This window comes from Candidatus Villigracilis vicinus (genome assembly GCF_016702885.1).
Taxonomy (GTDB): domain Bacteria; phylum Chloroflexota; class Anaerolineae; order Anaerolineales; family Villigracilaceae; genus Villigracilis; species Villigracilis vicinus.
In genome coordinates this window covers 15952-35696 of the sequence record NZ_JADJDD010000013.1, presented here as the reverse complement: position 1 = coordinate 35696, position 19745 = coordinate 15952, and the positions used below count along the sequence as shown (strand labels likewise).

At 51.8% G+C, this 19745-nt stretch carries 20 protein-coding genes; 13 read left to right on the top strand and 7 right to left on the bottom strand.

Annotation, left to right across the window (positions count from 1 at the left end; translation table 11 throughout):
• Positions 1-74: 74 nt before the first annotated feature.
• Genes IPG80_RS12365 through IPG80_RS12355 form a run of 3 tightly spaced genes read left to right on the top strand, consistent with a single transcriptional unit; the run spans position 75 to position 3055 of the window.
• Complete coding sequence (locus IPG80_RS12365) at positions 75-1082, top strand: lysylphosphatidylglycerol synthase transmembrane domain-containing protein (protein ID WP_345107159.1); 1008 nt, start codon at positions 75-77, stop codon at positions 1080-1082.
• 24 nt (positions 1083-1106) lie between these two features.
• A complete protein-coding gene (locus tag IPG80_RS12360; RefSeq protein ID WP_345107154.1) occupies positions 1107-1766 on the top strand; it encodes a response regulator transcription factor in 660 nt (219 codons plus the stop codon).
• 14 nt (positions 1767-1780) lie between these two features.
• Entirely contained in the window at positions 1781-3055 is a 1275-nt protein-coding gene (locus IPG80_RS12355) for an NAD(P)/FAD-dependent oxidoreductase (protein ID WP_345107151.1), read from the top strand.
• 64 nt (positions 3056-3119) lie between these two features.
• Here the strand turns inward: IPG80_RS12355 and IPG80_RS12350 are convergent, their stop codons facing one another.
• From IPG80_RS12350 to IPG80_RS12340, 3 genes are all read right to left on the bottom strand, one after another.
• The gene (locus IPG80_RS12350) at positions 3120-4421 is read right to left on the bottom strand and encodes a c-type cytochrome (RefSeq protein ID WP_345107149.1); all 1302 of its coding nucleotides are present in this window, start codon (positions 4419-4421) and stop codon (positions 3120-3122) included.
• An 11-nt stretch (positions 4422-4432) separates the two neighbouring features.
• On the bottom strand, positions 4433-4924 hold the full coding sequence (locus IPG80_RS12345) for a Rieske 2Fe-2S domain-containing protein (RefSeq protein ID WP_345107147.1): 492 nt from the start codon (positions 4922-4924) through the stop codon (positions 4433-4435).
• A gap of 71 nt (positions 4925-4995) precedes the next feature.
• On the bottom strand, positions 4996-6396 hold the full coding sequence (locus tag IPG80_RS12340; protein WP_345107144.1) for a cytochrome b N-terminal domain-containing protein: 1401 nt from the start codon (positions 6394-6396) through the stop codon (positions 4996-4998).
• A gap of 234 nt (positions 6397-6630) precedes the next feature.
• On the opposite strand from IPG80_RS12340, the gene IPG80_RS12335 reads away from it, so the two are divergent.
• From IPG80_RS12335 to IPG80_RS12325, 3 genes are all read left to right on the top strand, one after another.
• Positions 6631-7770 (top strand): DUF2202 domain-containing protein, encoded by a 1140-nt coding sequence (locus IPG80_RS12335; protein ID WP_345107139.1) that lies wholly within the window; start codon positions 6631-6633, stop codon positions 7768-7770.
• 78 nt (positions 7771-7848) lie between these two features.
• Positions 7849-9036 (top strand): alkaline phosphatase family protein, encoded by a 1188-nt coding sequence (locus IPG80_RS12330; protein WP_345107137.1) that lies wholly within the window; start codon positions 7849-7851, stop codon positions 9034-9036.
• Positions 9037-9066: 30 nt separating this feature from the next.
• Positions 9067-9621, top strand: a complete 555-nt coding sequence (locus IPG80_RS12325) for a DinB family protein (protein ID WP_345107134.1) — start codon at positions 9067-9069, stop codon at positions 9619-9621.
• Positions 9622-9720: 99 nt separating this feature from the next.
• Here the strand turns inward: IPG80_RS12325 and gyrB are convergent, their stop codons facing one another.
• Together gyrB and IPG80_RS12315 are read right to left on the bottom strand one after the other, a co-directional pair.
• Positions 9721-11640 (bottom strand): DNA topoisomerase (ATP-hydrolyzing) subunit B, encoded by a 1920-nt coding sequence (gene gyrB / locus IPG80_RS12320; RefSeq protein ID WP_345107131.1) that lies wholly within the window; start codon positions 11638-11640, stop codon positions 9721-9723.
• Positions 11641-11682: 42 nt separating this feature from the next.
• On the bottom strand, positions 11683-12675 hold the full coding sequence (locus IPG80_RS12315; RefSeq protein ID WP_345107128.1) for a hypothetical protein: 993 nt from the start codon (positions 12673-12675) through the stop codon (positions 11683-11685).
• Positions 12676-12802: 127 nt separating this feature from the next.
• Between IPG80_RS12315 and IPG80_RS12310 the strand changes: the two genes are divergently transcribed.
• From IPG80_RS12310 to IPG80_RS12290, 5 genes are all read left to right on the top strand, one after another.
• On the top strand, positions 12803-13618 hold the full coding sequence (locus IPG80_RS12310) for a hypothetical protein (RefSeq protein WP_345107125.1): 816 nt from the start codon (positions 12803-12805) through the stop codon (positions 13616-13618).
• Between the two features lie 3 nt (positions 13619-13621).
• Positions 13622-14038, top strand: coding sequence for a M67 family metallopeptidase (locus IPG80_RS12305; RefSeq protein ID WP_345107122.1), 417 nt, complete (start codon positions 13622-13624; stop codon positions 14036-14038).
• Between the two features lie 70 nt (positions 14039-14108).
• The gene (locus IPG80_RS12300; protein ID WP_345107118.1) at positions 14109-14792 is read left to right on the top strand and encodes a glycerol-3-phosphate acyltransferase; all 684 of its coding nucleotides are present in this window, start codon (positions 14109-14111) and stop codon (positions 14790-14792) included.
• Between the two features lie 102 nt (positions 14793-14894).
• Positions 14895-15518 carry a TetR/AcrR family transcriptional regulator gene (locus IPG80_RS12295; protein ID WP_345107116.1) on the top strand — a complete coding sequence of 208 codons (624 nt, stop codon included), beginning with the start codon at positions 14895-14897 and terminating at the stop codon, positions 15516-15518.
• Positions 15499-16212, top strand: coding sequence for a DUF4386 domain-containing protein (locus IPG80_RS12290; RefSeq protein ID WP_345107113.1), 714 nt, complete (start codon positions 15499-15501; stop codon positions 16210-16212). The genes IPG80_RS12295 and IPG80_RS12290 overlap by 20 nt, the downstream gene beginning before the upstream one ends.
• A gap of 54 nt (positions 16213-16266) precedes the next feature.
• Here IPG80_RS12290 and IPG80_RS12285 read toward each other — a convergent pair whose 3' ends face one another.
• The gene (locus IPG80_RS12285) at positions 16267-16635 is read right to left on the bottom strand and encodes a hypothetical protein (protein ID WP_345107111.1); all 369 of its coding nucleotides are present in this window, start codon (positions 16633-16635) and stop codon (positions 16267-16269) included.
• 107 nt (positions 16636-16742) lie between these two features.
• On the opposite strand from IPG80_RS12285, the gene IPG80_RS12280 reads away from it, so the two are divergent.
• Positions 16743-17636 carry an aminoglycoside phosphotransferase family protein gene (locus tag IPG80_RS12280; protein ID WP_345107109.1) on the top strand — a complete coding sequence of 298 codons (894 nt, stop codon included), beginning with the start codon at positions 16743-16745 and terminating at the stop codon, positions 17634-17636.
• Positions 17637-17683: 47 nt separating this feature from the next.
• Here IPG80_RS12280 and IPG80_RS12275 read toward each other — a convergent pair whose 3' ends face one another.
• Complete coding sequence (locus IPG80_RS12275; RefSeq protein ID WP_345107106.1) at positions 17684-17833, bottom strand: hypothetical protein; 150 nt, start codon at positions 17831-17833, stop codon at positions 17684-17686.
• A 114-nt stretch (positions 17834-17947) separates the two neighbouring features.
• Between IPG80_RS12275 and IPG80_RS12270 the strand changes: the two genes are divergently transcribed.
• The gene (locus IPG80_RS12270; RefSeq protein WP_345107103.1) at positions 17948-19732 is read left to right on the top strand and encodes an ABC transporter ATP-binding protein; all 1785 of its coding nucleotides are present in this window, start codon (positions 17948-17950) and stop codon (positions 19730-19732) included.
• Positions 19733-19745: the final 13 nt, after the last annotated feature.

Here is a 19745-nt window from a genome sequence, read left to right as displayed (position 1 = left end):
TTATAAGCGAGCCGTCAGGTGACAGTCACTTTTAAAGTGACTGTCACCTTTCATTTTGGTACAATCGCCCCACTATGCAAATGAAGAAATGGCAATTCTGGCTCGGTGTGCTGATCAGCATCCTATTTTTATGGCTCGCCCTGCGGGGTTTGAAGCTGGGTGATTTCTGGGGCGCCATGCAAAAGGCGAATTACGTCTGGCTCGTCCCTGCAATTTTGGTGTATTTCGTTGGGGTGTGGGTACGAGCCTGGCGCTGGCATTATTTACTGGGCCCCATTAAGAAGATTCCCACCAGCACCATGTTCCCCATTACCACTATCGGATATATGGGCAATAACATTTACCCGGCACGTGCTGGTGAAGTTCTGCGCGCCGTCATTCTGAAACGCAAAGAAGGTGTGCCTGTTTCGGCTTCGTTGGCGACCATCATCGTGGAGCGCATCTTCGACGGCGTGGTGATGCTGGCGTTCGTATTCGTGAACTTGTCTGAGTTGGCAAAACTGACCGGAGCATCGGGTTTCGTTGGGAACATCCAACAAGTGGCAGTGATCGGAACCGGGGTCTTCCTCGGCGCTTTGTTCGTTTTCTTGCTGGCAGCCATGTTCCCGCAAGCCACTGCAAGAATCGGCGCGTGGATGATCGAACGCCTGACTCCCAAACGCCTGCATGAAAAGATTAATGGCATTATGAACAAGTTTTTGGAAGGTCTTGCTTCTCTGCGCTCGCCTTTCAACGTCTTGATGGTCTTCTTTACCTCGGTCATCATCTGGTTATTGGAAACCGCCAAATATTGGCTGGTGATGCACGCCTTCGATTTCACCGTCTCGTTCTTCGCGTTGATGCTGATGAACGGGATCGTCAACCTTGCCACCACCATTCCATCCGCGCCGGGCTATATCGGCACATTCGATGCGCCCGGCATCGCCGTGCTCACCGCCTATGGTGTGGACCAGGCAACAGCAGCAGGGTACACCCTCGTGTTACATGTGGCGTTGTGGGTACCCATCACGCTTTTGGGCGCCTACTACCTTACCCGTGAGGGCATCAAATGGAGCGATTCTCTGCGGGCAGAGGCGGAATGAACAGGCGTTATACTTAAGCCAGAATTGAACATTGCTCTATCGAAAAGGCAGGATACCATGCAGCCGAAGCTCAAAAAGAAAAAAGTGCTCATTGCAGATGACGCACACGAAACCCGCCGCAGCACACGCCTCATGCTCTCGATGGTTGAAGAGGTGGAAGTGGTAGCCATTGCGTTGGACGGCACACAAGCCATTGAAATGGCTCAACAACGCAAACCGGATATTGTCATCCTTGACCTAAACATGCCGCGCGTCAACGGGCTGGCAGCCTACAAAAAGATAGTCGCTGAAAATCCGCACACAGCCTGTATCATCATCTCTGCAGAAAAAGACCCCAAATCCGTACAGACCGCGCTGGACATGGGTATTGAACATTACCTCATCAAACCCTTCACTGCAGACGAGTTGGAAAATGCAGTGAGAGCAATCGTCCACAAACTTGGGCGGGAAGAGGTCAACGACCCTGCGCCGATAGACAATACAGCCGAACTAAGAAAGCTTGCAGATGAATACATTCAAACCAAAAGAACGGACGAAGAAGCTGTACGCGTCTTTGAAGAACTACTTCCCCTGCCTGATTGCGAATTACGCTGGGTGCAAACACTCGCCATGATCTACGTCGTTCGTCAGCGCTGGAGCAAGCTAAAAGCACTTACTGAATTAATGCAGCAAAGAACAAAATAGAACGGAGATATCTTTTGAAAATCGCAATTCTTGGAGCAGGGTACGGCGGCATGTCCGCCGCATGGGACCTGAAAAAAGCAGGACACGACGTTACCATTTTCGAATCGGCAGGCTATGCAGGCGGGCTGGCAAGCGGCTTCAAAGAGCCGCATTGGAATTGGTCGGTGGAGAAGTTCTATCATCACTGGTTCCAATCGGATAGCGAAATGCTCGGCATCATCCGCGAGCTGGGGCTGGAAGATAAGGTCATCTTTCCGCGCCCGTTGACAGTGATGTATCACAACAAGAAGTGGTATCCCTTCGACTCGATTCTCAACGCGCTTCGTTTCCCCGGACTTGGGTTTGGTCTGAACAAAATCAGATTTGGTTTCGTTGGGCTTTTTCTGCGCATCACCAAAAACTGGCAAGCCCTTGAGAAAGTCACCGCCCATGAGTGGATGTTGAAGTACGCGGGCAAACAAGTCTACGAGCAGATGTGGCAGCCGCTTCTCATTGGGAAGTTCGCTTCGTTCTATAAAGATGTCAACATGGCTTGGCTGTGGGCGCGTATGCACGCCCGCACGACTCGACTCGGCACCTTCGAAGGCGGATTTCAGAAGTTCGCTGACTTATTTGCAGAGAAACTGCGCGAAAAGGGAGTGGAGATTCGGCTTGGGATGAGTATCAAGTCGATCAAGAAGGATCAAGCCTCGGGTCGTTTGAGCGTGGACGGTGAGCTGTTCGACAAAGTCCTTGTGACCACGTCTCCGAATCTGATGGCGAAGCTATGCCCTGAGTTGCCCGAATCTTATTTGAAGGGCTTACTCGAATTGAAGTCGATGGGCGCGGTGGTGATGACGCTCTCGCTCAAGCATTCGCTTTCAAAGGATGGCTATTACTGGTTCAACGTGCCGAAGGAACAGGGCTATCCTTTCCTCGCGCTGGTGGAACACACCAACTTTGTCTCGAAAGAAAATTTCGGCGGCGACCATATCGTCTATGCCGGTGACTACCTTGAATTGGGGCACGAATATTTTGATATGACCGATGAGCAATTGCTGGAGCGCTTTATTCCCGCCTTCGAAAAATTCAACCCCGAGTTCAAACGTGATTGGGTCAAGAAGATTTGGGTTCACAAAACAAACTATGCTCAACCCGTGCCTCTGGTTGGGCATTCCAAAAACATCCCTGCCATTCAAACGCCCATCGAAGGCTTGTACTTCGCCTCGATGAGCCAAGTCTATCCGTGGGATAGGGGCACGAATTTCGCGGTAGAGATCGGCAGAAAAGCCGCGAGGCTGATGAAGTAAGTACCCCAAAACAGCATGAAGAAAAACTTCATGCTGTTTTTTTATCAGGAATATATCAAGCCATTCACTTTGCGTTTCGTGGGACATGCCGCAGCGCATCCCAGCCTGAGTAGATCAAAGTAAAAGCAAGGGACAGAAGGATTCCAAGCAGGACGAACAGCCGCCAATCAAGGAGAGTCCGCAAGGTAACTTGTCCTCCTTTGCTGTTCCCGGAAATCGTAGTCGTTGATTTCGTACTGGGTAGCAGGCTTGGTGTTGTGGCATTATTATTTTTCCACGGCGGGCCACCTCCGCCTGGGCGTGTAATGGTGGCAACCTCAGGCGCGGTCGGCTCCCATTGGCGGATGAAACCCACAATGGCTTGAATATCTGAATCCGTCATACGGTCACCCCAGGTGGGCATGGCTGTGCCGGGAACGCCCAGTGTGATGATCTGCTGAATAGCTTGGTCGCTCGTATCGGTGAGAAACGATTTGACGTTGAGCGATGGCGCGCGCGGTGTGCCCTGTCCCTCAGGTCCGTGACAGCGTGAGCAGTTTGCCGCATAAAGTTGAGTTCCCAAGGCAAGACTCTCTTCAGTAACAGGAATGGGAACATCCGGCGCGGGGATGGTTCCGAGCGGAATTTCATCCCAACGTTGGACGAGACTCACAAGCGCAGTGATATCTTCTGGAGCAAGGATATTGCTCCAACCTGCCATGAGTGTGCCTGTGTTGCCAAAGGTGATGACACGGGTAATCTCTTCTACGGTCTTTTCACGGACAGCAGCATCATTCAATGCGGGGGCAATGCCTGTGCCGAGACCATCGGCTCCGTGACAAGAGACGCAATTGGCGGCAAAGAGTGTGACCGCAGTTTGTAATGTTGCGCCATCGGATAAATTACCAACCTCGGCAAGCAAAGCAGGGTCTACTTCGGTGGTGAAAGGAATTAATGGCGCCAGCCCGAGGTTGACGACACGATCTCCTGTTGTGCCCCAATCGCCGCGCAAGATCAGCAGAACCAGTTCGTCGATCTGATAATCGCTGAGCGCCCCGCCGTCCTCGATTGCCCAGGCGGGCATTGCAGTTTGGTAACGTCCACGCGCAATGGTTTTGTAGAGGTCTTCGTAAGGCATGGTCAGCAAGGCAGGATTGTTTAATGGAGGTGTTGCGCCCATACCTTCGCCGCTCAAACCGTGGCAGACAGCACAGTTTTCGGCGTAGAGGGTCATGGCTTCATCCAATTGAAGTGCAAGCACTTCATCCTGCGCCTGCACAATGCGGATAGGTTCATTGAGAATGTAATAGCCAAGGGCAGAGACGATGAGCAGCAAAGAGCCCAAGCCGATAAGGGATTCAGTGAGAAAGGAATGTTTGGTATTCATGGCGGCTCCTGTTATGGGTAAACTACCTGCGCGGTTTCGTACGTTTGGCGTTGAGTGATATTCCCCGTATCCACTTTGACTTCGCCATTTTCGATGGTGAGCGCAAACAAGTCGAGTGGACGCGGCGCGGGCGGATTCTCTACGATGCCTTGTTGGTCAAACTGAGAGTTGTGACACGGACAGATGAATTTCTGTGCGGTGGAGTCCCACGGAACGGTGCAGCCAAGATGGGTGCAGCGATGATAGACAGCCAAAAAGCCGCCATCTCCGATGCGGACGATATAGAATCGTCCGTTTGGGATGTGGGTGACAGAGTTGGGCGGGAAGTCATCCACCAAGCCTGCGGTGATGACGGAGCCGAATTCACCTTCGGCTAAACGCGGTTGGAGATAGGCAAGGAAAACGCCCGCTGTTTCGAGAGCAGCAACTCCGCCAAGGAATGCCCAGGCGATTTTGAGAAAGTCGCGGCGGGAGAGATTGTTTGGGGTGATTGTTTCAGTCATATCAGTATCCAGTAATCAGTAATGATGGGTAGATGGCGACTATTTAACTAATCAACTACCCAACTATTCAACTAATGAACCACAACAGGCATATTCCATGGGAGGTAAAGGCTCATGCCAGGTCCGCGGAAGAAGATGCCGATGAGAGTGAGGACGATGAATGCCGTGAAGATGAATGTGGTTATGAACAGCACACGTTCTTCGGTATCGGCTTGGTATTTTTTGCTCATCCATTCATCGAGGAGAATGAGCGGAAGCAGGATGACCACAAGCGGGATCAGTCCGTTTGAAAGCAGGGTGTTCCAGGTTGGGAGCCATTCCGTCCAGTTGAGAGCGTATTCATCGAGCAGTACCCAAATGGGAGTGGCGATCAATGCCAGCCCAGCCGCAAGCAAGGTGAGGGCACGTCCGCGATTCGAGCGGAAGTAGATGCCTACACTTGCGAGGTTCAGGTCAAAGAATGGGAGGAGGAAGATGCCGATTACCACGATACTTGGAATGACGATCGCGCCAACCAGCGGGTGGAAGTGCAGCAAAAGTTCCTGCAAGCCCATGAAGTACCACGGCGCTTTGGCAGGGTTGGGAGATAAGGCTGGGTTGGCGATTCCCTCCAATGGAGCTGGAACAAGCATGGAGAAGAGCAGAAGCGCGGAAGTCCATGCGAGGGCGAAGATCAATTCCTTATGCACAAGATTCGGGATGGTGGTCACGCGTTCGACTTTTTCCACTTCAATTTGATTCGCAGATTTCGGGCGCGTCAGACCGCCATCTTTGCGGACGCGCCAAAAGTGGTAGGACATTAGCCCGAAGATGGCAAGCGGAATAAATGAAATATGCATCGAGTAGAAATTAAGCAGGGTGTTCGCACCTACTTCAGGTCCGCCGAGGATGAGTTGAGTGAGCCAACTGCCGACGAGCGGGACATAACTGATGATGCTTGTGCCAACCGTGATCGCCCAAAATGCGAGTTGATCCCAAGGGAGCAGATACCCCGTAAAGTTTGCGCCGAGCACCAGCAAAAGCATGGCAACGCCGATCAGCCAGTTCAACTCGCGCGGCGGACGATATGCGCCCGTTACAAAGACGCGGATAAGGTGAAGCACTGCCACAACAATGAGTAGGTTCGCACTCCAATGGTGCAGGTTGCGGATCAACTCGCCAAACCAGACGTTGGAGTTGATCTCAAGAATATCGAAATACGCTTGTGGCGCGGCGGGTGTGTAATTGTTGAGCAGAACAATCCCCGTGAGACCGAGGATGGTCATGAGCAGGGCAGAGAGTCCGCCCAAGCCCCAGGTATATGTCCACTTGAGGGTGGAGACTTCCACTTTGGATGGGTGGATGTGGAGGATGAGGCTGTCCACCACCATGCGGATGCGTCCGCGATCATCTTCGGGGATGCCTTCAGGCACGAGTTTTTCGCGCATACGCTGGAAGATGGAAGGTTCGGGTTGAGGTGTTTGTTCGTCCATGATGGGTTCCTGATAGTTGCAGTTGAAATTGATTGCCTCATTTTTAGCAAGTGGACTTAATGGATGAAAAAAGGATCTGTGAAGGTTTGGTAAAGAAGTTATCCCTCAAAATCGTTTCAAAATCTTGAACTGCTCTTTACGGTCTCTTTACATTGAAAAATTACCATGCTGTCATCGTTGCGAAACGCAATGAAATCAAACTAACAAACAACCTCTGAAAACAAGGAGAACCTCATGTTAAATAACTTCAAAAATATTCTGATTGGCGTCCTGTCGGCGGTCATTGTGATCGCCATCGGCGCAAGCGCGTATACGGCTTTTGCATCTAATGCAACAGCGCCTATTTCAACCCCTGATGCCTCTGTCGTGGTCAGCAATGGCTATGGAAACGGCAACGGCGATGGGACAGGCACAGACCTCACCACCATTCCAGTTTCGGATCTGAATGCGGAGGAAACCGCCGCCTTGCTCTATATGCGTGAAGAAGAAAAACTTGCGCGCGATGTGTACAATGCGCTCTTTACCGTCTGGGGACAACCCACCTTCTCGAACATTGCTTCCAGCGAGCAGCAGCACATGGATCAGATCAAACTTCTACTGGACCGTTACGGTCTGGCTGACCCCGCGCTTGATCCTGGTAAATTCACCGATCCTACATTGCAAGCGTTGTACGATCAGCTCGTCGCTCAGGGTTCTGTGTCACTGGCAGACGCTCTCAAAGTGGGCGCTGCCATCGAAGAGATCGATATTCTGGATCTGCAAACCCGCCTCGCTCTCACCGATAATGCAGACTTGCAACTGGTCTTCAATAACCTGATGAAAGGTTCATACAGTCACTTGAATGCCTTCGCGGGTGTCTTGACCCAGCAAACGGGCGAGGTCTATCAGCCGCAGTATCTCACTGCGGAAGCGTATCAAGCCATTGTTACAGGTGCAATGGGGAATGGTAACCAGGGCGGCAATGGCAGCCAGGGTGCGAATGGAAAAGGTAACAGCGGAGGAAATGGTCAGGGTGGGCAGTCCGCTCAAGGTCAGGCAGGAAGCGGTGTTCCGCAGGCAAATATTGCGGGTACGGTCAACGTCCACGGCGTCATCAATTCCTATGACGGCATGGGAATCAACATCACCGCCGACGATGGCCAAGCTCTGTATGTGGACACGGGCAATATGCGCTACAGTCAGTCGCTCGGATTTGCGCCGCAGATCGGCGAAGGCGTAACAGTGCTGATGTTCATGAGTGACCAGGGTACGAATAGCGCGATCTCAGTCACGATGGATGCAACTGGAATGACCTACACCTTCCGCAGTGAAACGGGGCAGCCGCTTTGGGCTGGCGGGAATGGCAAAGGTAATGGAAGAGGGAACACACCCTAAACGGCTTCCCACATTTTTTTAGCGATTACAATCAGCATGAAGTTTAACTTCATGCTGATTGTTTATTAGAAAGAAACCATGCACCCATCTTTTATAAAACCCCGTTATGACTCCGGCGGCTTTGCCGGAACGCCACAGCGCATTCAAGAAGCATTTGCTTCCAAAAAATATGATGCAGTTGTGCTCTTCTTTGTAGATGCCTTCGGCTGGCGTTTCTTTGAACGTTTTCAAGAAGCGTCCTTCATCAAACGCATTGCAAAACATGGCAAGGTTGAAAAGATAACCTCACAATTCCCTTCCACCACGGCGGCGCATGTGACCACCATGCACACAGGGCTGAACGTCGGGCAGAGCGGCGTGCATGAGTGGTATTACTACGAACCGCTCGTAGATCGCGTCATCGCGCCGCTGTTGTTCTCGTATGCCGCAGATGGGAAAGGTCGCGACTCGCTCGGGAACAAGATCAAACCAGATGCCCTATACCCAAAAGGAGTGTTCTATCCCGCATTAAGCGCCATGGGAGTCGAGTCGCTTAATTATGGCATCCGCGATTACACACCCTCCTCCTACTCCAAAGTTGTCATGCGCGGCTCCGAGATCATCTCGTTCAAAACACTTTCCGAAGCGTTGATCAACCTTGGTCTGCGTCTTGAGAAACAAACCAAGCCAACCTTCGTCCACCTTTATTTCGACAAGATCGACGCCATCGCCCACGAATACGGACCCGCCTCGCCACAGACCGAAGCCGAGATCGAGACCTTTTTATTGATGATGGAGAACTACTTCGATAGAGTCTTCGGCAGCGGAAAACGCATCCTCTTCCTCATGACCGCGGATCATGGCATGTGTGAAGTGGATCCACAAACCACGACCTATCTCAACACTGACAGAGAGTTCGCGGGGGTCGAACGTTTCATCCGCTCCAACAAACGCGGACATCTCATTGTCCCGGCTGGGTCGGCAAGGGACATGTTCATGTATATCAAACCCGATATGCTCGACGAAGCGCAGGACTTTTTCCTAAAACGTCTCGAAGGCAAGGCAGATGTGGTCAAGACCGAAACGTTGATCGAGGCAGGCTATTTTGGTGCGTCTGTTTCTGAACGTTTCACGGAACGAGCTGGGAACCTGATCCTTTTGCCGTACCGTTATGAGTCAGTGTGGTGGTATGAAAAAGACAGGTTTGAAATGAAATTCCTTGGGCACCATGGCGGGCTGACTCCGCAAGAGATGGAAACGGTGCTTTATTCATTGGAAGTCGGGTAATAGAAAAAAGGAACGAGCCGTCCAAAAGATATGATATCTTCCGACATCCTCAACCCGCTCATTACTTCGGCGTTCACCAAACAGACCACCTGGCTGAAAGCATCTGAACAGCACTCGCTTGACGATTTCATTGAAACCTTCCATCACACCCGCGAGCGCACCCAGGAATTACTGGATGGGTTGAGTGATACCCAGGTTGCTTTTGCCTCCGAGGTGCATCCGTTCTGGTCCATCAGCGAATCTATCACGCACTTGATCTATTCACAGGGCTTTTATCTCAACACCTTGTTGGATATTGCCACCAGTCAAATGCCGCATGTCGTGGAAGCCGCCCGCGGGTTCGGCGAAGGCGCAAAGCATAACATTCCTGCAGAGGCGTTACGCAAAAACCTGCGCGAAGCGACCGACCAGATCCGGGCGGCGATCGAAGCGACCCGTCATGCACACGATCCGCAGAAGACCGAGACAAATCCATTTTTTGGAACCTGCACATATAGAACATGGATATTGCTCCTGCTCGCCCACGAAGTCGATCATCTGCGCCAGATCGCGGCCATGCGTAGTGTAGCGAAAATGAATGCCTAGTTCATAAAAGGCACAACCAAAAAACAGCCCTCGAAAATTCGAGGGCTGTTTTTTGGTTGCTTTGGCGGGCTGTCGCCCTCCTCGCAATGACAACTAAAACTAGATGTCCAAATTCCTCACGCTCTTGGCATGGGTCTGGATAAACTTCTTGCGCGGGTCCACCGCATCACCCATGAGCATATCGAAGGTGCGGTCTGCTTCGGCGGCATCGTCCACCGTTACAAGCAGCAAGGTGCGGTTTGTGGGATTCATGGTCGTGTCCCACAACTGGTCTGGGTTCATTTCACCAAGACCTTTGTAGCGCTGGAGGTTGGCTTTGTCGCCTATCTCTTTAATGGCTTTGTCCTTTTCCTTGTCGCTATACACATACTTAACTGTGTTCTTGTATGCAATACGATACAAGGGCGGCTGGGCGATGTAAAGATGACCATCCTCGATCAAGGTCGGCATGTAGCGGAAGAAGAAGGTCAATAACAGCGTACGGATGTGGCTGCCGTCCACGTCGGCATCGGTCATGATGATAACGCGTCCGTAGCGCAGACCTTCGAGACTGAAGTTATCACCAATGCCGGTTCCCAAGGCCGAGATGAGCGCCTTGACTTCGTTATTGCCGAGGATCTTATCGAGGCGGGCGCGCTCGGTATTAAGGATCTTACCGCGCAACGGCAGAATCGCCTGGAAGTGACGGTCACGTCCTTGTTTGGCGGAACCACCCGCCGAGTCACCTTCCACGATGTAAAGTTCGGTCTTGGAAGTGTCACGTTCGGAGCAGTCTGCCAGTTTGCCGGGCAAGGTCAGCGACTCGAGCGCAGACTTGCGGATGACGAGGTCACGCGCCTTGCGAGCCGCATCGCGCGCACGAGCAGAGGTGAGACATTTCGCAATGATGGCTTTCGCCGCCTGCGGATTCTCTTCGAGGAAGGTCATGAACGATTCGCCCACCACTTGAGCGACATACGTCTGCACTTCGGGGTTCATCAGCTTGACCTTGGTTTGCGATTCGAACTGCGGACCGGGGTGCTTGACCGACACGATGGCGGTCAGACCTTCGCGGGTATCGTCACCAGAGAAATTCGGGTCTGCGTCTTTGAGCAAGCCGCTCTTGCGGGCGTAATCATTGATCACACGAGTGAGCGAGGAGCGTAGACCGGTCAGGTGCGTACCACCGTCAATGGTATTGATAGTGTTTGCAAACGAGTAAACCGACTCGGTGTAGGCATCGGTGTATTGGATGGCAGCTTCAATGCCGATATTCTCAACTTCTTTTTCAACATGCACAACAGAGTGCAGGTTTTCGCGGTTGCGATTCAAATAGCGGACGAAAGACGTAATGCCGCCTTCGAAGTAGAAGGTCATTTCGCGGTCGGCGCGTTCATCCACGAACTTAAGGGTGATGCCGCGTGTCACAAAGGACATTTCGCGGAAGCGCTGCACGAGCGTATCGAAACGGTAATCAATATCTTCGGTAAAAATGACCTTGTCAAACTTAAAGGTCTGTGTGGTACCGGTATCTTCCTTATCCACTTTGCCGATCTGCTTGATCGCGCCCTGCGGGACACCGCGTTTGTATTCCTGTTTCCAGAGTTTACCGTCGCGCTTGATCTCAGTCGTCGTCCATTCAGAGAGGGCGTTCACGGCACTGATACCCACACCATGCAAACCACCAGAGACTTTGTATCCGCCGCCGCCGAACTTACCACCGGCACCGATCACGGTCATAACCACATCCACGGTTTCCATGGGCTTGCCATTGGCATCTTTTTTGGAAGGATGCGGACCGACCGGGATACCGCGTCCGTTATCTTGCACACTAACGCTGCTATCTTTATGGATGGTAATGTCAATGCGTGTACAGAAACCCGCCAACGCTTCATCGATGGCGTTATCCACCACTTCATAAACAAGGTGATGCAACGCCTTGATGTCGGTACCGCCCACATACATACCCGGGCGTTTGCGAACGTGTTCAATGCCTTCCAGCGCTTGAATTGAACTTACATCATATTTTTGTTCAGCCATAAAATCCTCCAATACCTGCGATACTCGGGGAATGCCCCGTTATCATGCTTGTTTTATCACTTTATTCGGGCGAAGCCTATCCAATACAGCCTGCACCCAGATCGTCATCTCGTGGTAATAAATGAAACTAGCCGACAATAAAGCCGTAGTCACAAAAGAGTGACCAAAAATACCCAGCAAAGTCATCCACGAATCCTGCGAAGGCAGACGCCACAGAAAGTTCAATCCGTACGAGAGCAGGAAAACCGTCATAACGAAGAGGCTGCTCGTTGGGAGTGTAAAACGCGTCAACTGGATGCTGCTCAACGCCGAGGTCAACACGTTCTGGCGGTTGAGAAAAACACCGTGCGCCCAAAAAAAGATCGGGACGATCACCCACACCGACCCCAGGGCGATCAAAAGCACCACCAGGTTTGCCAGCACAACGCTGAGCTGCATAGCCACAAAAATGATCAACAGGATTGGCATGGTGAGTGCAAACAGGAACATGTTGCTGGCAATGGAGATCAAAACCGTTTGCAAGGCTGCCTGAAACGTGCTCACGGAAGTTATCTTCTCCGCCAAAGAAGCCCCAGCCACGCTGCGGAAGTAAAACGCGCCGCCGATCCAGCCGACCAGAGTCAACAAGATCAGCGAAAGTGGGAAGGTCACACCGGTCACCTGCCAGATGCCGGGTTGCCCCAATGGTGTGGCAAGAACTCCGTCGCTCGGCAGAAACAGGCTCGAGATCCCGATCGGCAGCGTGCGTACCACCCCGAACAAATTGACCGACTTCGTCATCTGGTCGTACATTTCCAGCATATTCTGGATCTCATCCGCGGGGATCTGGCTCGCCTGCCAGAACCGCACCATGTCACCTTCAATGGATTTGAACAACGTGTCCATCTGCAAACGCGGACCCAGCCACAAAAGCAGGTTTAAAAGCAACGGCATCAGAATGGCAGTGACATGTGAAGCAATAGCGTCAAAACCAGCCTTGATGGAATTAATGATGCCGGGCGGCGGGGGAAGGTTTTCGATCCGTGAAACTTCCATAACTGGTTGATTCTACCATACCGCCGCGCCCGAAAGTTCGTGCCCGTTACATAAGAAAATTCAAATTAATCAGCACCCCACGAGAAACCTTCCGGCACGAAGCCTCTCTTCTTGGTACAATGCGCCCATGCAGGAAACCCACTCTCAACTGCCTTCCACAGACCGTATGGGGATGTTGATCGCTTCTGTCTTGTTGACCTTTGCCCTCTCGCACTTTATTAAATCACCGGGACTGACCCTCAGCCTCAGCCTGCCCGGTTTCTACTACGCCTTTCCGCTCACCCTTAGTTCGTTTCTAACTCTCTTTGCCGCGGCTCTAACCGCCGCCGGAATGGATTGGCTCACCCGTGACCACCCCTCCGCTGAAAGCCGACTCTCCAACCGTGAGCACCTGCTCCTGCCCACTCTAACTGCCTTTGTAATGGGAACTCCGTTGGCGATCTTGTCTGATAGCCCGGCATGGTGGTGGGGCTTTGTGGTTGGGGCGATCCTGCTGGCAGCAGTTTGCAGCGCCGAATACATTTCCATGGACCTATCCGCCCCTGCCTACGGATTCGCCCGCGCCGGTTTGACCGCGGTAGCCTATGCATTATTCCTCATCCTTGTCACCTCTCTGAGATTTTCAGGTGCACGCATGGTGCTGGTAACCCCATCCATCCTAATCGTTGCCGGGCTGATCAGTTTACGCATTCTGCACCTGGATGGCACCGATCGTTGGGATTTCCCCTGGGCGGTTGGCATTGGCTTGGTCTGTGCTCAGATCGGTGCAGGGTTGCATTACTGGCCGCTCTCGCCGGTGCAATTTGGGCTGGCAGTCACCGGTCCGTTGTATGCACTATCCATGCTCTCCACCAACCTGACCGAGAATATTCCATTGCGCCGTGCAGTAGTGGGACCAATATTGGTGGCAGGAATTGCGTGGATCGCCGCAATTTTTTCGTAAGTCATGCGCACCCTTTCCCTTACACAAGAACAGATACAACAAATGATCGCACACGTGGACGCGCACCTGCCCTACGAGGCATGTGGTCTTTTGGCAGGGAGAGGCTCCAGTGTGGAAAATGTTTTGATGGTGACGAATCAGGCACAAAGTCCGGTGCGATACCTGATGGATCCCATCGAGCAGCTCCATGCCTTTGAGTGGATCGAAGCCCAAGGGCTGGACCTTCTCGGTATCTTTCACTCGCATCCCACCGGACCTGAAACTGTCTCGCCAACTGATATCGCTGAAGCCGCCTACGATGTTGTGTATGTGATCGTTTCCCGATCGAATGGCATATGGCACACCCGCGGGTTCTGGATTCAAGATGCCGCATATAATGAAGTCACCTTGCAGATCGATTCAACTAGCAACCAACCCTAGTCTTTTGTGTTTTTATTCTTGTTCGTTTCATGATGAAAAGCCCTGAAAACCAACTCTTGGAGGAGTTTTAATGCAAATCGTCTTAGCCATTCTGGCAGTTGCGCTGGCATATGTGATCGGATCCATTCCGGTTGGGTTGCTGGTGGTCAAGATCGCAACCGGAAAGGACATCCGCGAAGTGGAAAGTGGGCGCACAGGCGGCACCAATGCCATGCGCGCTGCGGGGTTCTGGGCGGGCTTCGCAACCGCCATGCTCGATATTGTGAAAGGTGCGGCAGGTGTGTGGGTGGCAAGATTTCTGACCCCGGGCATGCCCATCATTCACATGATCGCACCGCTCGCCGCGATCCTTGGGCATAACCACTCGATCTTTTTGCCGGAACGTGACGAGACCGGAAAGATCATCCGCTTGCGTGGCGGGGCAGGCGGCGCGCCTTCAGTGGGCGGCGCAATGGGGTTATACCTGCCATCCATTTTGATCGTACTGCCGCTCGGCATGCTGACCTTCTTCACGATCGGCATTGCATCTGTCACTACCATGGCGGTCGCTTTATTCTCCACACTGGCATTTGCATACTACGCTTCACAAGGCATCATCCCCTGGGCGTACGTCTGGTATGGTATCGGCGCGGAAGTACTGCTAGTGTTGGCATTGCAGCCCAATATCAAGCGCCTCTTTGAAGGAAACGAACGCGTTGTGAAATACAGCCTGAATGGCTGGTTGAGAGCACGGAAAGAAAAAAAAGCGGAATAGAAAAATAGAACTCCGAAGCCTTGAAAGCTTCGGAGTTTTTTAACCTTGACGAATTAGAGTATTTACTCTAAAATCTTAGAGTAAATACTCTAGGAGATATCCATGTCCACCCGTGAAAAGATACTCGACACTGCCCTGACCCTCTTCAACACCGAAGGGACGGGATCCGTCAGCACCAATCATATTGCCGAAGCAGCAGGCATCAGCCCGGGCAATCTGTATTATCACTTCCGCAACAAGGATGAGATCATCCGCGGCTTGTTCGAGCGTTTGTTCGCAGCGAATGACGCCGCCTTCGCACTGCCAGGCGATCAACTACCCAGGCTGGATGACCTGCAAAAAATGGTGAAGACCAACTACAAGATCCTCTGGCAGTATCGTTTTGCACACCGTGAACTTGCCGCCCTTCTGCGTGCAGATGCAGAACTGCGCGGGCGCTTCCTCACCGTCCGCAAGCGCGGCTTTGAGGGGTTTCATCAACTCTTCCAGGCATTTGCCGCAGCGGGAGTCTTACACATGCCGGAAGACTCCAAGTCCATTGAGAACCTTGCAGAGATCGTCTGGCTCATCACTGAATCATGGCTGAACAGTATTGAGGTCAGCGGCAGGAACGTCAACGAAGCGCAAATGGAACGCGGCGTGGAATTGATGATGCAAGTATTGGAACCGTATATCAAACCGCAATCAAACACACAGAAGGAATCACATGTCTCAAACAAACTTTAGAAAACTCGCTGGCATCTTTTTCATCGTTGGTGCAGTGCTTGTCAATATTCCCTACACCCTGCTGATCATGAACTTTGATTACCCCGACATCCTGCGCCTGCCTACTGCTGAGATCCTCACCCGCTTCCATGCAGGCGGGGACGTGCTCATTTACACCTGGCTGGCTTTTGCATGGGTCGGGCTGCCAATGCTCTTCGGCGCAATGATGCTCAAGCGAATCCTTGCCGAGGAAAACGCCCCATTTTTAGATTCAGCGACAACGCTCGGAGTGATCGGTTTCATTGTCCAAGTGGTTGGACTCTTGCGCTGGGTCTTTGTCGTCCCCGTGCTTGCCCGCCTCTACACCGCTCCGGGAACGGACGCCGCCACCCAAGCTGCCATCGCCGCTGTTTTCAGTGCTGTTCACCAATATGGCGGTGTTGTCCTTGGCGAGCATCTGGGGCAGTTCCTCATCATCCTGTGGATGTCCATGCTGAGCGGCATTATGTATAGATCGAAGATGTTCAGCAAATGGGTTGCGTGGTTGGGCTGGTTCGCCTCTGCCGTTTACCTCCTCGCACAAACGGAGCTCTTTGCCACCGCCATCCCCACCTTTCCTGTGGTTGATTGGGCTGGTCTTGTTGGAAGTTTGCTCTGGCTGGTATGGATGATCGTGATCGGAATTTATTTGTTGAAATACAAAGAAACAAAATAATAAAAGAGGCGGCTGTCTAAAATTAGACAGCCGCCTCTTTTATTCCCAACACGATCATTTTCCAAGCCATTCCAACGCAGCCGCGCGGTCAAAGAAAACCGAAATGGCATAGCCATTATTATGGCAGACCGTTTCGTAGAATTTTAAATTATCCATAAACCGAGCGGGCACCACCAGCGCCATTCGAAGGTCACGGGGGACGCCAAGTTCCCTGTACATTTTGGGGAGATCATAAATATCCATGGTGGTGAGGGCATCGCCGACCAACTCGCTATGATCTAGTAAAACAAGTAAACAGCCATGTTTACGGATCAAAGCAATACCTTCATCGCGCATGACCGAAGCATCTGAAATATTTAGCACGCCGGTCGTTTTGGTGTAGACGATCTTTTCTTTTTCATCGTAATACATTTGCCACTGCATGTTTTCCTCAATGAGAGCGCTGTCAGGGGGTTTTATAATGAATACATAAATTATATTATCAGCTCCCATCGTTGGGAATATTAAACAACCCAGGCAGGAATCAGCGTATGCCAACCCTTCCACAATCCTTCATAAACACCATCCACGGCTCATACCAGGAAGCTGGCAGGAAATTTCTTGCCGACCTGCCAGAGTTGATCGAAGAAGCATCCAAGCGTTGGGGGTTGCGCGAGGTCCAACCCGTGCCCAATCTATCGTATAACTTTGTGGCATTCGCAAACCAGGATGCAAATGAGGTCATCCTCAAACTTGGCATTCCCAACCCCGAATTAACCAGTGAGATGCATGCCTTGAAGCTGTTCGATGGCGGGGGGATCTGCCAATTACTGGATTGCGATGAAGACAAAGGATTCCTATTGATCGAACGACTCAAGCCCGGCTCGATGCTGGTTGAATTAATGAACGATGACGAACGCACCCACATTGCCGTGGATGTGATGCAAAAGCTTTGGCGGACTGCTCCACAAAACGAAGGTTTCATAAGGCTTACAGATTGGTTCGATGGATTAAAAAATATCCGTCCCCTGTTCAATGGTGGAACGGGACCCATCCCGAAAGAATTGCTTGAGAAGGTCGAATCTATGTTGCCAGATCTTTTCGCGGACGAAGAAATATACTTAATCCACGGCGATTTCCATCATTACAATATTTTGTCATCAGAACGCGGCTGGCTGGCGATCGATCCAAAGGGAGTTATTGGACCAGCAGGCTACGAGATCGGTCCGCTTATGATCAACCCACGTCTCAAGCCAATGGACAGGACACAGTTCAAGGTTCAGGCAGAGAGGCGGGTGAGTATTCTGCACGAGCGATTTGGTTGGGCGCGGGAGAAGATCATTGGCTGGGCATTGGCACATTCAGTCTTATCTGCTTATTGGGATCTGGATCTTGAACCGGAATCTTCCATTGAAGCGGCAAGGATATTTGCCAAAATATCTTAAACAAAAATATGACCTCCCAATTGGGAGGTCATATTTTGAATTCGGCTTTATTTGCCAAGTAATGAAAAAATAGCATAGCCCAAGGCAAGCACGCCGCTGATCGTAGCCGCCATGGGGAGGGCAACAAAGGCGCTTATTCCTGTCCAGAGGAAAAACAACCACATACACCAACCGGAAATCGTTTTAGGCAAAGACATTTCACACACTCCTTTTATTTTTCATTCGGCAGAATTACCGAACTTAATTATGACAACACTTATCCGAATAAAGAGTTACAGAGGAGGATTTTTCAAAAATGTTACAATTACAAAATGACTTCCCTCAGTGTTCCAGCAGAATTTACATTACATAGAAAAAATAAATACGACCATTCCTCCGCTTTACGGTGGATCGGCTCACACATGATGCCGTATTGGTTAATCATGGTCATGCTTGTGACGGGGGCGATCGGGAATGCCGTGTTGGCAGTGGTGGTGCCCATTCTGACGGGCGATGCCTTCAATGCCATGCTCAAACCGCAACCGGATACGTCGGTATTGCTGCCTCTGGCGATCACTATCGGTGTTTCACAGATCATCCGTGGTGTACTGCAATTGGGGCGCAACTTTGGCGCGGAACTGATGGCTCAAAAAATGGAGCGTGACATCCGCGACGAGTTATATCTTTCCCTGCTCGGCAAAAGCATGACCTTCCACAATCTACAACCCGTTGGCGATACGATGGCACGCGCCACCAATGACGTGCGTGAAGTGAACTATATGTTCAGCCCGGGCGTGAACCTGGTGGTCGGTTCGTTCATGTTCATTTTGATGCCTCTGTTCTTTGGTCCGCGCTATCACCCATCACTAGTGTTAACTCCGCTGGTCTTCACCATTGTGTACTTTGCAGCCTTGGTTCGATACCTAAAAACGCTCTCCCCCGTCACCGACTCAGCCCGCGCCACCTTTGGGCAGATGAATACGCACTTATCCGAGTCACTCGATGGCGTGGAGATCATGAAAGGCGCCGCGCAGGAAGAAGCCGAAGTGGACCGCTTCGTAACCAACGCCCGTAAAGTACGCGATACATTCGTCAAACAGGGTGATCTCGAAGCGCGGTACATTGCCATGCTTCTGCTGGGGCTTGCCTTCGCGAGCGGATTGGTGCATGCACTCTTCCTGTTACGCGCCGGTCTCATTAACGTTGGGGCAGTGATCGGTTATTTTGGCATGCTGCAACTGCTTGGCTTCCCCACATTCACCTCCACCTTCGCATATTCCCAGATCTCTTTGGGGCTTTCCTCTGCTCGTCGTGTGCTCGAACTCATCCAACGGGAAACCAAGCTTGACCAAAATGCCTCGGGTACGGATGCACAGATCCACGGCGAGATCGAATTTCGCAATGTTTCGTTTCACTACCCCACTCCTGCAGAAGGCGGGGCTGGCGGCGATAACGTGCTCGAGAATATTTCCTTCAAAGTTAAACCCGGGCAAACGGTGGCATTAGTGGGTCAGACCGGTGCCGGTAAAACCACCTTAGCCAAACTGATCAACCGCATCTATGATGTGACGGAAGGTCAGGTACTGGTGGATGGCGTGGATGTGCGTGATTGGAATCTCGCCGCGCTGCGTTCACAGATCTCCATCATTGAGCAGGATATCTTCCTCTTCTCGCGCTCGCTTGGCGATAACATTGCTTTTGGCAAACCCGGCGCGACCAAGGAAGAGATCATCGCTTCTTCAATGGCAGCTCAGGCGCATGACTTCATCCTCGACTTTGAGGAGACCTATGGAACAGTGGTTGGCGAACGCGGCGTGACCCTCTCCGGCGGACAGCGCCAGCGCATCGCACTCGCCCGTGCCTTTCTCACCGACCCGCGCGTCCTCGTCCTCGACGACTCCACTTCCGCCATCGACTCGGCAACCGAAGACAAGATCCAGCGCGCCATTTCCAACGCGGCTCGCGGACGAACAACCTTCATCATCACCCACCGCCTCTCGCAGATCCGCTGGGCAGACCTGATCATTGTCTTCCGCAAGGGCAAAGTGGCGGCAATGGGCTCGCATGATGAATTAATGAAAACCTCAGAAGCATATTCGAGGATCTTTAAAGAATAACGATATTCGCTTG